Origin of the sequence: Corallococcus sp. CA053C (genome assembly GCF_003611675.1) — a bacterium.
Lineage (GTDB): Bacteria > Myxococcota > Myxococcia > Myxococcales > Myxococcaceae > Corallococcus.
Map to the genome: position 1 here is coordinate 1 of NZ_RAWA01000017.1, position 12,328 is coordinate 12,328.

9 protein-coding genes are annotated in these 12,328 nt (G+C 72.0%); 4 read left to right on the forward strand and 5 right to left on the reverse strand.

Translation table 11 applies throughout. From position 1 onward, the window contains the following. Positions 1–2,101 (reverse strand): cation-transporting P-type ATPase (locus tag D7V97_RS03845; protein ID WP_199728695.1); only part of this gene is annotated, 2,101 nt, incomplete at its 3' end. 272 nt (positions 2,102–2,373) lie between these two features. Here D7V97_RS03845 and D7V97_RS03850 point away from each other — a divergent pair. Together D7V97_RS03850 and mgtA are read left to right on the forward strand one after the other, a co-directional pair. Then, positions 2,374–3,048, forward strand: a complete 675-nt coding sequence (locus tag D7V97_RS03850) for a phosphoribosyltransferase (RefSeq protein WP_120609220.1) — start codon at positions 2,374–2,376, stop codon at positions 3,046–3,048. A 31-nt stretch (positions 3,049–3,079) separates the two neighbouring features. Continuing rightward, the gene (gene mgtA / locus D7V97_RS03855) at positions 3,080–5,683 is read left to right on the forward strand and encodes a magnesium-translocating P-type ATPase (protein WP_199728696.1); all 2,604 of its coding nucleotides are present in this window, start codon (positions 3,080–3,082) and stop codon (positions 5,681–5,683) included. Here mgtA and D7V97_RS03860 read toward each other — a convergent pair. The 4 genes from D7V97_RS03860 to D7V97_RS03875 all read right to left on the reverse strand — a co-directional run bounded on the left by D7V97_RS03860 (position 5,673) and on the right by D7V97_RS03875 (position 11,087). Continuing rightward, positions 5,673–7,130 (reverse strand): glycosyltransferase, encoded by a 1,458-nt coding sequence (locus D7V97_RS03860; protein ID WP_120609222.1) that lies wholly within the window; start codon positions 7,128–7,130, stop codon positions 5,673–5,675. The genes mgtA and D7V97_RS03860 overlap by 11 nt on opposite strands. Further along, positions 7,127–7,324: a hypothetical protein gene (locus D7V97_RS03865; protein ID WP_120609223.1), complete on the reverse strand. Its 198-nt coding sequence runs from the start codon at positions 7,322–7,324 to the stop codon at positions 7,127–7,129. Before D7V97_RS03865 ends, D7V97_RS03860 begins: the two co-directional genes overlap by 4 nt. A 182-nt stretch (positions 7,325–7,506) precedes the next feature. Continuing rightward, positions 7,507–8,919, reverse strand: a complete 1,413-nt coding sequence (locus tag D7V97_RS03870; protein ID WP_120609224.1) for a hypothetical protein — start codon at positions 8,917–8,919, stop codon at positions 7,507–7,509. Positions 8,920–9,053: 134 nt separating this feature from the next. Beyond that, a complete protein-coding gene (locus D7V97_RS03875) occupies positions 9,054–11,087 on the reverse strand; it encodes a membrane dipeptidase (RefSeq protein WP_120609225.1) in 2,034 nt (677 codons plus the stop codon). A gap of 219 nt (positions 11,088–11,306) precedes the next feature. Between D7V97_RS03875 and D7V97_RS44495 the strand changes: the two genes are divergently transcribed. Continuing rightward, on the forward strand, positions 11,307–11,456 hold the full coding sequence (locus tag D7V97_RS44495) for a hypothetical protein (protein WP_158623261.1): 150 nt from the start codon (positions 11,307–11,309) through the stop codon (positions 11,454–11,456). A 3-nt stretch (positions 11,457–11,459) separates the two neighbouring features. Beyond that, positions 11,460–11,795, forward strand: coding sequence for a hypothetical protein (locus D7V97_RS03880; protein WP_120609226.1), 336 nt, complete (start codon positions 11,460–11,462; stop codon positions 11,793–11,795). Positions 11,796–12,328: the final 533 nt, after the last annotated feature.

Genomic DNA, 12,328 nt, shown 5'->3' on the forward strand with positions numbered 1-12,328 from the left:
CCAGCGCGAGCGTGGCCCACTCCCCCCGGGAGAAGAAGCGCGCGGGTCCCCGTCCGTGCAGGGGCGACAGCCGGCCCGGCCGCGCGGCCTCCTGGAAGGCAAGCATCGCGGTGGGGTGGATGATCAACTCCAGCCACACGATGTGGATGGGCAGGTACAGCAGCGGATAGCCCGCCAGCGGCAGCAGCGCCGCGGTGCTCACCAGCGGCAGGTGGATGAGCAGCAGGTAGAGGAAGCAGCGTCGCAGGTTGCGGAAGAGCTGCCGGCCCTCCGCGATGGCCCGCACCAGCGTGCCGAAGTCGTCGTCCAGCAGCACGATGGAGGCCGCCTCGCGAGCGCTCCGGGTCCCCCGCTCCCCCATGGCGATGCCCACGTCGGCGGCCTGGAGCGCCGGGACGTCGTTCACCCCGTCGCCCGTGGCGGCCACCACCTCGCCCTCCCTTCGCAGCGCCTTCACCAGCGCGTACTTCTGCGCCGGCACCGCGCGGGCCACCACGTCCACGGGCGGCACCCTCCCTGTGTCCTCCAGCCGCGCCTCCAGCGCATCGCCCGTGAGCACCCGGGGTTGCTCCCCGCCCAGCCCCAACCGCCTGGCCACCGCGCGCGCCGTCTCCGGGTGGTCGCCCGTCACCATCACCGTGCGCAGGCCCGCGTCGCGGCACTCGCGCACCGCCTCCGCCACGCCCGGGCGCACCGGGTCCTCGCACCCCACGAGCCCCAGGAAGTGGAAGCCCCGCTGCGGCTCCCCGCCCCGCCAGGACGCGGCCTCCAGGCCCTGGCTCGCGCACGCGATGACCTTGCTCCCCTCGCGCGCGAGCGCCTCCACGCGGTGCGCCCACTCCGTGCGCGCGGCGGGCTCCAGCGTGCACAGGTCCAGCACCCGCTCCGGCGCGCCCTTCACGACGACCAAGAGCCCCCCGGGCCCGTCGCGCACCACCGCCGTCTCGCGCTGGCGCTCCTCGGTGAAGGGGAAGGTGGCCTCGGGCGTCATCCCGGTGGGGAGCGCCGAGGCCCCGGCGGCCGCTTCGAGCAGCGCCGCGTCCAGCGGATCCCTCCCCTCCTCCCGCGACGCCAGCGCCGCGGCGCGCAGCACCTGGGCCGGGGAGGCCTCCGCCGCGGGCAGCACGCGCGCCACCCGGAGCCGGCCTTCCGTCAGCGTGCCCGTCTTGTCCGAGCAGATGCAGGTGACGCGGCCGATGTTCTCCACGGAGACGGCACGCCGCACCAGGGCCTGCCTCCGCGCCAGGCGGTACACCCCCGCGCCCAGGAAGAACGTGAGCGCCAGCGGGAACTCCTCCGGCAGGGCCGCCACGCCCAGCGTCGCCGCGCTCAGGAGCGCGTCCATCCACCCGAAGCCCTGGCGCCAGCGCACGAAGGCGAGGACGGCGCACAGGAGGGCGGCCACGCTCACCAGCACCGCCACCAGGTGGGCCACCGCGACCTGGAGGGGCGTGCGCGCCCGCGAGTCCCCCGCCGCCGAGCGGACGATGCTCCCATAGCGCGTGTCCGGGCCCGTGTAGACGATGCGCACCCAGGCCGTCCCGGTGAGGAGCCGGGTCCCCGCGAGGCCCCAATGCGCGCCCTCCACCGGCGGCTCCGCTCCGGGAGGGAGGCGTGCCAGGGGCCGCTTGCGCACGGGCAGCGATTCGCCGGTGAGCGAGGACTCCTCCGTCTGCAGGCCCTCGCCGCGCACCACCAGGCCATCCGCCGGAAAGTGGCTGCCTGCCTCCACGCGCGCCAGGTCCCCCACCACCACGTCCTCGGCGGGCACGTCCTCCTCGCGCCCTTCACGCAGCACCGTGGCGCGCGCGGCCAGGCGGGTGCGCAGGCCTTCGGTGGAGACCTGCGTGCGACGGTGCAGGAAGGCGTCCATGCCCAGCAGCGGGGCGATGGCCAGCACCATCACCCACCCCTCGGAGCGCTCGCCCAGCGAGAAGTAGAGCGCGCCCGTGCCCACGAGGAACCAGAGCATCGGGTCGCGCAGGCTCTCGCGCACCGTCTGGAGCGCGGAGCGGCGCGGCCTGTCGGTCACGTCGTTGCGGCCGTAGCGCGCGCGTTGGCGGGCGACCTCGGCCGCATCCAGGCCTCTCACCGCGGCCACGGGACAAGTCAGGCGGCTGACGGGCACGGAGATTCGCATGAGCGGGGACCGTGAAGAACTTGGAGTCCCGCGCCGCGACCGGCAATGCGAACGCCCCCGGGCGGTGCGGGCGAACGGAAGGCGCGCCCGGCTGGTGGCCCTTGCCGGGATGCCGGGGGCATCCCACGCATTGCAGTGCCAGTCGCCAGGGAGGTCCGCGATGCGGGTCCATGTCCATGGCACATGGCACGCGCGCGCCCCATCGTTCGAGGGGAGACTCCGGGAGGGGCACCATGTACTTCGAGGACCGTATCGACGCGGGCCGGCGGCTCGCCCGGTTGCTGCTCGCGCGCGGGTATACGGGAGAGGACACCATCGTCCTGGGCCTGCCACGGGGAGGCGTCCCCGTGGCGTCCGAGGTCGCGGAGGCGCTGGGCGCTCCGCTGGACGTCTGGGTGGTGCGCAAGGTGGGCACGCCGCACCACGAGGAGCTGGGCCTGGGCGCGGTGGCGGAAGGAGGCATCGCCTACCTCGACCGGGACCTGATGCGGCGCGTGGGCGTCGCGGAGCCCGTCGCGCGGAGGATCGTCCTGCGCAAGGCCGCCGAGGTGAAGGAGCGCGTGGCCCGCTTCCGGGGCGGGGCCGCGCCACCCGAGCTCCAGGGCAGGACGGTCATCCTCGTGGACGACGGCATCGCGACGGGAGGCACCGTGCGGGCGGCCCTCCAGTCGCTCCGGTCCCGGCGTCCCGGCCGCATCGTCCTCGCCGTGCCGTTGGCCGGGGATGACGTCCTCGAGGAGCTCCAGCCGCTGGTGGAGGACCTGGTGTGCGTCCTTCCCATGCCGGATCTGGAGGCCGTGGGGCAGGCGTACGTCGACTTCCCCCAGGTCCCCGACGCGGACGTGGTGGACCTGCTGGCGCGGGCACGGGCGCGGGGCCAGGGCCTGCCTCTGGAGCATGGAGCATGAGGGAGGGGGCGGCGCGCGCGGAGGAGCGACGGTGTCCACCGACGCGCCCGTCCGCGCCGTAGGCGGGCTCCCGTTCGGGCGTCGGCGACGTCAGGGCACGGAGCGGGTCCGGACGCCGGAACGGTATTGGAGTCGCCCGGCCCAGGCGCTGTTCGACGCCTTGCGCACGACGCCGGACGGGCTCGCGGAAGCCGAAGCCGCACGGCGGCTGGAGTCCCACGGCCCGAACGAACTGGAAGCCTCCCAGCGGCCCTCGCGCCTGCGCGTCCTCTGGCGGCAGGTCAAGAGCCCGCTGGTCCTCCTGCTCATCATCGCGGCGGTCATCTCCGCGCTCACGGGCAACTGGACCGACGCGGCCATCGTGCTGGCCATCGTCCTGGGCAGCGTGCTGCTGGGCTACTCCCGTGAGTACAAGGCGCAGGTCACCATCGCGCGGCTGCGGGAGCGCGTCGTCACCGGCGTGAGGGTGCTGCGTGAGGGCGGCGTGGCCACCCTGCCCCTCCCCCACGTCGTCCCGGGCGACCTCGTGCTCCTGTCCGCGGGGAGCACGGTGCCCGCGGACGCACGGGTGCTCGAAGCGAAGGACCTGTTCGTCAGCCAGGCGGTGCTGACCGGAGAGAGCTTCCCGGTGGAGAAGCGGCCCGGGGTGGCCGCGCCCGACGCCTCGCTCATCGAGCGCGACAACTGCGTCTTCCGGGGCACCTCCGTGCGCAACGGCAGCGGGATGTGCCTGGTGGTGGCGACCGGACGGGACACGTCCTTCGGTGACATCGCCCGGCGCCTCACCCTGCGCGCACCGGAGACGGAGTTCGACCGGGGCATCCGGCACTTCGGCTATGTGCTGCTCACCACCATGGGGGTGATGGTGCTGGTGGTCATCGGCGCCAACACCCTGCTGGAGCGGCCACCGGTGGAGACGCTCCTGTTCTCCCTGGCGCTCGCGGTGGGGCTGAGCCCGGAGTTGCTGCCCGCCATCCTCAACGTGAACCTCTCCGCCGGCTCCCAGGCGATGGCCGCGCGGGGCGTCCTGGTGCGCAGGCTCAGCGCCATCGAGAACCTGGGCAGCATGGACATCCTGTGCACCGACAAGACGGGGACCCTGACGGAGGGCGTCGTCAGTCTGGAAGGGGCCTATGACGCTTCCGGCGAGCGGTCCGGGGACGTCCTGGACCTGGCGGTCCTCAACGCCACCTACCAGACGGGCCAGTCGAACCCGCTCGATGAAGCCCTCCTCCAGGCACGCCGGACCGGGGCTCCCCCCACCGCGAAGCTGGGCGAGATCCCCTACGACTTCGTGCGCAAGCGCCTCTCCGTCATCGTGCGCCAGGGCGACGTCGCGCGGCTCGTCATGAAGGGGGCGTTCACGCGGGTCGTGGAGACGTGCACCCGCGTGGCGGGAGGCGCCCCGCTGGACGCGCCGCTCCGGGCGGAGCTCCAGCGCCGCGTGGACGCCTGGGGCCAGCAGGGCATCCGCATCCTGGCGCTGGCCACCCGGCCCATCGAGGTCCGGGACGGCTACGCGCGGGAGGACGAGCACGCGTTGACGTTCGAGGGGTTCCTCGCCTTCCTCGACCGGCCGAAGGAGGGAGCCCGCGAGGCCATCCTCGAACTGTCGCGCATGGGCGTGGCCCTCAAGCTCATCACCGGCGACAGCCAGCGGGTCGCGGAGCACGTGGCCCGGCAGGTGGGCCTGGGCACGGAGCGCGTGCTCACGGGCCGCCAGCTGCAGGAGGTGAGCGACGAAGCGCTGTGGCACCAGGCCGAACGGGTGGAGCTCTTCGTGGAGGTGGATCCGACGCAGAAGGAGCGCATCATCCTGGCGCTGAAGAAGCAGGGGCACGTGGTGGGCTTCCTCGGGGACGGGGTGAACGACGCGCCGGCCATGCACGCGGCCGACGCGAGCCTCTCCGTGCAGCACGCCGCGGACGTGGCCCGCGAGGCCGCGGACTTCGTCCTCCTGGAGCAGCACCTGGACGTCGTCCGGCGCGGCATCGAGGAGGGGCGCAGGACGTTCGCCAACACGCTCAAGTACATCCTGACCACGACGAGCGCGAACCTGGGCAACATGCTCAGCATGGCGGCGGCCACGCTGCTGCTGCCCTTCCTCCCGCTGCTGGCGGGGCAGATCCTCCTCAACAACTTCCTGTCCGACATCCCGGCCGTGGGGCTCGCGGGAGACAGCGTGGATCCAGAGCTGGTGGACACGCCCCAGCGCTGGAGCATGCGCTTCCTCGCGCGCTTCATGGTGGCCTTCGGGCTGCTGAGCGCCGTCTTCGACTTCCTCACCTTCGGAGCGCTCCTGCTGCTGTTCCACGCGGGCCCGGCGCTGTTCCGCACGGGTTGGTTCATCGAATCGCTCCTGACGGAGCTGGTGGTCGCGCTGGTGGTGCGCACGCGACGGCCCTTCTACCGCAGCCGGCCCGGCACGCTCCTGCTCGTCTCCACCTGCGCCATCACCGCGCTCACGTTCCTGCTGCCCTTCCTCCCGTTCGCCGGAGCGCTCGGGTTCGTGCGGCCTCCGGGCATGCTGCTGGCAGGTGTCGTCGTCATCACCGGCCTCTACGTCGTGGCCGTGGAGCAGGCGAAGAAGGTCTTCTACCGGCGGACCGCCCCCGGGGGCGCACTCAGCGGGTGACCGTGCGCGCATCCAGCGCTTCGAGCAGGTGCACGAAGGCGGTGAGGTGGCGGGCGCCGGTGAAGTGGGCGAGCGCGTCCTGGTGGGCCTGGGCCCCCAGGCGCTCCGCCAGCACGGGGTCCTCCAGCAGCGAGCGCACCGCGTCCGCGAACTCCGCCACGTCGCCGGGGACGCTCACGAGCAGGCCATTCACCCCGGAGACGACCTGGTCCTGGATGCCGCCCACCGCGCTCGCGACCACGGGGCGCGACTTCCACATGGCCTCGGTGACGGTGAGCCCGAAGCCCTCCTGGAGGCTCTTCTGCACCACCACCGTCGCGTGGCGCTGGAGCGCGTTGACGATGGCCGCGTTCTCCTCCCGGTCCGCCATGGGCAGGCACACCAGGTGGACGCGCTGGCGCAGGGCGTGCGTTTGCTCCCGCCAGACCTTGATGACCCCGTTGAGGGTGGTCGCGGCCTCCGGATCGTCCGCGACGGACGCCACCGACGGTCCCGCCAGGACCAGGTCCGCGCGCAGGCCCGGATGGTCGCGCGCCAGCCGCGCGAACCCCCGCAGCACGCCCGCGGGATCCTTCAGCGGATCCCAACGCGACACCTGCACCACCAGCGGCGTGTCGGGCGCGGACGCGGCGCCCAGCCCGACGATGTCCGCCCGGCGCGACACCCGGGCGGGCACGCCGTCTGCCCGGGTGAAGAGGGGCTCGGGAGCGTCGGGCTCCGACAGCAGAAGCCCCGTATGGGCGAGGATGGCGCGAGAGATCTCCGGCGCCATGGGCTGGTTCTTCACCGCGAAGATGTCGATGGAGGGCTGGATGATGATGGCGCGGTCCGCGCACTGGGGTGGCACGTAGGCCGCCCGGCTGAAGACGGTGAGCCGCGCGGCGGCGAGCCCCGGCGCGAGGAACTCCCAGGCCCGCTCCACCTCCGCGTTGGGGGTGTCACAGCCCACGTGGCAGCGCCACACCACGAGGGCGCCCACCGCGGCGAGCGCCGGCGCCAGGCCCGCGGTCTGCGGATCATGCAGCAGCACCACGTCCCCCGGGCGCACCAGGACGAGCAGCTCCTCCGCGTTGTCGCGGAGCACCTCGTCGTAGAGCGCGCGCTCGCTTCCGCCCAGCGCGGAGCCGTCGCCGCGCGAGCCATGCAGGGCGTGGTGCAACCGCTTGGTGACGTGGAAGAAGTCGGGCGTGCCCTCCAGCACCAGCCAGCGTGCGTCCACGCCGGCACCGCGCGCGTAGGCGAGCAGCCGGGGCAGCATCTCCGCCACGCCTCCGCCCCGCGCCGTGGAGTTCACGTTCCAGAACGTGCGGCCCGCCATCCGGGCGCGGGCCTGCTCCCCGTGCGCCTGGAGCGCGCTCCAACGCGCTTCGCCCAGCACCGGGGCGAAGCGCGTCAGGGACTCGGCCTGGATGTGCACCTCGGTGGGCTTCAGCGTCCCGTCACTCATTCCGTGGCGAAGCGCGGCTCCAGGTGGAGAACGCTCCCCTCGCGGTGGGTGCGGATGGACAGGCCGCTCTCGTGCATGAAGTCCGCGCGGCCCTCCTCCACCAGGGCCCGCACCCGCGTCACCGGCTCCGCCGCCTCCTCGGCCGTGACCACCTTGTCGGCGTACCGCTGGCGCCAGTCGCGTGGGTCGTGCATGTCTCTTCCAGGTAGGCACCGCGAGCCCTGGCGTCGCGGCCCGGGCGGTGGAGCGCCCCGCGCCCTGCCCGTCCGTCGCGAGCGCGGAAGCGTGGGAGGCCGGTTCAAGCGATCGCTGCGCTCGCCCTGGCGGCGCGCGGACCGGGCTGGACCGCCGACGCCCATGGACGGGCCCAGGCCCCTCACCGGGTCAGCGTGAAGAGGAACAGATCGCGGCTTTCAGGCACGAGCGGGCCGGTGCCGAAGTCGACCGTGCCCTCGCGGAACGAGCCGACGACGACGCTCTGCCCGGACGGCGTCGTGGCGAGGTCCGCCACCTCGGCGATGCCCGTGGCGATGCCCCCTCGCGTCCACCGCGGCCTGCCCGTGAGGCGGTCGTACCGGGCGGCGAAGACGTTGTACGGCGAGCCCGGATCGCCTTCGAGCGGTCCCTGCCCCAGGCTGGCGCCGTCCTCGTACGCGCCCGTCACGAACACGCCGTTGTCGTTCATGGAGAGGCCCCGGCCGTCGGCGTCGTGGCTCCTCGCCCAGCGGTCGTCGCCGTCCCCGTTGGAGAACGCGGCGAGGAACATCCCCGCGCCCCGGGGCTTCACCCACCGGCCCGCGAACCGGAACGGATGCGAGAAGTGGCCGAGCGCCACGACGGTGCCGCCCTGCACCGCCACCTCGCGCGCGAACCCCTGTGCGCCCGTCAGGCGCCGCGCCCACAGCTGCCTGCCCGGTGGATTGAACTTGAGGACCATGGGCGTGCCGAAGAGGCGCGGCCCCACGGCCTCCCAGCCCGACAGGAGGAGATCTCCGTCGTCCTCCAGGGCCAGGCCCAGGCCCTCGCTCGGGGTGGGATTCACGTAGACCCAGCGCGTCCGGCCTCGCGAATCAAACCGGGCGAGGAACGCGCTGCTGGCCGGCCCCCCATCCGGCCAGCTCGCCGAGGAGAGCGGACCCGTGCCGAAGTCGAGGACCCCTTCAAAGCTGCCCGCCAGGGCGATGTGCCCGGATCCGTCGATGGCCAGCGCGCTGTCGAAGAGGTTGGGGTCGACGTGGAGTGGCCGCGACCAGACGTGCTGTCCCCCGGCGTCCAGCTTCACCAGGAAGCCCCCCGCGGAGATGGGCCCGCCGCCAAAGTCGATGGGGTTCAGGTTCCGGCCCGCGAAGACGATGCCGCCGTCGCGGTCCACCGCCAGCGAGCGGGCGTAGACGTCTCCAGTGATGCCCGGGGCCGTGCCGAAGGCCCTCGCCCACAGGGCCGTGCCATCCCAGCGGTACTTCACGAGGGCCAGGTTGAACGCCTCGGGGCTTGGGGCGATCAGCGGCCCGGTGCCGAAGTCGGCCACGTTCCGGAAGCTCGCGAGCACGACGATGTTCCGCTCGCGGTCGACAGCGACGGCGGAGGGGCTCTCGTCGTCGAAGCCAAGGGATTGAAGCACGACCCGGGTTTCACCGCTGGAGCCGTGCTGCCGCCCCTCGGAGGACTTCGGGTCGGAGCCCGGGACCTCCTCCCCGCCTTCGGTGCTGGACTCGTGGAACCCACCACAGCCCGCCACCACGAGGAGCGCCGTGATGAGGCCCCATGCGCTGAAGCCGCCGCTCTTCATCTCTCCACCCCTGTTCCCCCCCTTCGACGCGGGGTCGAAGGAGGGGGGCAAGGATGGTCATGCCCCCGGAGCCACGAACGTGCCTTCGAGGGAGGGCCCGGGTGGGCTGGAGGACACCCCTCCGCGTCACCGCATCAGGTGCACATCAACCAGGAGCACTTGCCCGACTGGCACTCGCGGCCGGTGGAGCAGATGGAGCCCCGGGCCCGCTTGTCCACGCACTTGCCGGAGTTGAGCCCCCAGCCGCAGAACTGGCCGGTGGCGCAGTGCGTGTCGGTGGTGCAGATGCAGCTGCCCGGGATGTCGCCGCAGTCGTCGAGCGCGTTGCACGAGCCGCTGCGGCACTCCTGGTCGAAGCGGCAGGTCTCGGAGACGAACTTCGTGGCGGGCGCGTACGCCTTGCCGCAGATCTGCGGGTAGGCCGCTTCACGGGTGGACTTGGGGACGTAGGCCGCGACCCCTCCGGTGTCGATGTCCGCCGCCGCGTCCGCCATGCCGGAGCGGGCGGTGTTCGCGCGCTCCCACATCCGGATGAAGTTCTCCGCGGAGCCCTCCAGGCCGGTGGTGTTGACGCCGAGCTGCTTCAGGTCGCGCACCACGTCCGGCAGCAGGCCCACGTGCGCGAGGCCGTAGATGTCGAAGTCGGTGCCCAGGCGCGCGGGCCCGGACACGCGCTGCTGCTCGCGCTGGGTGTCGGCCTCCGCGCGGAAGCCGGCGGAGCAGGCGCCGAAGTCACCGAAGCGCGGCCGCGTCTGCTGGATGAAGCCGTTCAGGTCCGCGCCGAAGCCCATGTTGACCTTGAGGCCCTGGCGGCCGAACTCGTACGCCTGCGCGAGCGAGCGCGTGGAGCCCTGGCAGGTGTTGGCCACGGTCGTGCGGGTGTAGGCGCGCGTCTCGTCATGCGCGGTGCGCAGGCCGAACATGCCGCCCGTCTGGCGCACGTAGCGCACCACCCAGGAGGGCGTCGTCTTCTCGTTGGCGGCGAGGTCCGGGTTCATCACCTCGCGGAAGTGGCCGTGGGAGATGAACAGCGGGTAGTAGGTGTTCGCCTGCGACACGGCGAACGCGTCCTGCACGCTCTTCTCGGACATATGGGCCATGTCGATGAGCATCCCCTTGCCCATCATCTCCTGGACCAGCGCCTTGCCGTCCGCGGTGAGGCCCTTGGTGTTGCGGCAGTTCGCGTCCACGTCGAAGCCGAGCGTGAAGCCGGGGCCGGTGATGCCGCAGTCGGTGTCGATGTGGCAGTTCTCCAGGAACTGGGCGACCTGGAAGATGGCGTTGTGCGGCGCCGCGCCACCGAAGCGGTTGTCCAGCTGGTGCACGGGCTGCAGCGAGCGCACGCCCAGCGAGTGGACGCGGTTGAGCTCCGCGCGCCAGTCCTTGGAGCCGAACAGCTTGGACGATTCAATGGACAGCACCATGGCGAGCTTGCCGGCGGCGATGATCTGCCGGGCGTGCGCGGGCGACAGCGCGATCTCCGCCCAGTCCGTGCGCGCGTCGAAGTCGCGGGCCATCTGGAGCTGCACGTCCACGTCCGTCATCTCGTCGCAGGGCCGCTTGAGGTTCTGGTACGGCAGCGCCTTGCAGAGGAACTCGTTGCTGACGAGCGACACCATCACCAGGGACATGCCGCCCTGCTTCGCCTGCTGGAGCCAGCCCTCCCACGCCTGCTGATGCGCGATGGTGTCCCAGCGGGGCCACTGCGTGGGCACGTCCTTGCGGCCCAGGTGCAGGCCGGTGTCGCCCTCGGTGCCCTCCGCCTGGCCGATGACCTCCGAGGCCACCGCGCCGCCGACGCCGAAGATGTCCGACAGGACGGGCACGCCGCTCAGGTTCACGCTGCCCGAGTTGGGACAGAGGTTGAGCATGTCGCGCAGGTCCATGCGGACACGGGCATGGTCGCTCTCCGGCTCCCCGCCGTCACAGCTCGCGAGCGTGCCGGTGTGACCGCCATGGAACCAGCCGCCGCCAAAGGCCTCCTCGGCGAACATGTGGTGGTGCATCTCCGCGAAGCCGCCCACGGCCAGCGGCTGCGCCACCGCTTCGGGCGCGACGGGTGGAGCGGCGGGCTCATCAGCGACGGGCCCACAGCCGAGGGCGAAGGCCGAAGCGGCGAGCCATGGGGAGAACAGGCGACGGGAGACGGTTCGGGAACGACGCTGCATGGGTGCACCTTTCGAGGGGAGAGGCACACCGGGCGTATCAGCAACGGTTCCAGGTAATCAATTATCCCCCATTATACTTGGTATGACGGCGCACGGTCGCTGGCATGCGGCGTGCTCTTGGGCGGTCCGCGTCATGAAGCAGACCCCCTACCGGAAGAGGACCTGAAGCACATGAAGACCTAATCGAAACCCCTGAGCGTCGCGGCGCTCGCGCTGGGCTTGCTGGTGCTGGTGGCCGCACCGCGCGCCGAAGCGCAGCTGACGCCCACGGCCGCGCAGGTCCCGTCGAATGCGCCGCCCGCCATTCCCGCGGGGACGAAGGTGACGTGCACGCCGGGGCCCGGCACGGGGGCCGCGTCCCCCACCTGACCCGTGATCCAATGGGGCGGCTACACCTACTGGGCCTTCAGCTATGGGGACAACCGCGTCTCCATGGGCATCGTGGCCTACGACGCGGCGGGCAAGGTCGTCGCGCAGTGGGAGAAGCCGGGCGCGCGCTACGTGTATGCCATTGCCGTGGACCCCACTGGCAGGAACGTGATCCTCGCCGGTCAGTCGGACGCGAAGCTCACCGTGAAGTGGAGCGACCTGTTCCCGCCGGTCGCGCCGCCCGTGACGCCGCGCTGGGAGCTGGTGCTGGTGCTGGTGGCGGGGCCCGTGGGCGCCACGCTGAAGCAGGTCTCGGTGGGCAGCGCCAACGCCGTCTGAGGGCTGGATACAGGGGGCTTCCCCTGGAAGTGGAACGGACTGGCCTGGGAGAAGAAGGCCGGCACCGTCAGCACCCTCTCCGTCTCCTCCGACGGCACCGTGTGGGCGACGAACCCGCCCGACTCGCTGCGCGTGCTGAAGCTGGATGTGGCCAACAACAAGTGGACCTGGAACCTCCCCACCGGGAAGAAGCAGGAGGGGCTCGAAGAACCCTCAGCCATTCCGAAATGACTCTGGGGCGTCGAATCGGCCCCAGGGAAACCATTGCATGAACTCCAGCGAGGGCTTGCCTGGCGATGAGGCTTTGCGGCCAGAATCACATCCTCGCGAGGGGGACGCATGGCACTCATGGACGACTTCCTGTTTCGCACTCACGACTTGGAGGTTGCTTCAACGGGCGCAGCGTCAGGCCAGGACACGACCTCGCCACGCGCCTTCACACGCTTCTGCCTTGAGTTCGATGAGGCCGCGTCCGAAAAGTCCGCGGCAGCGAACGACTTCCTCCAGCGGCACCAGGAGGCGCTGGGCCTGAA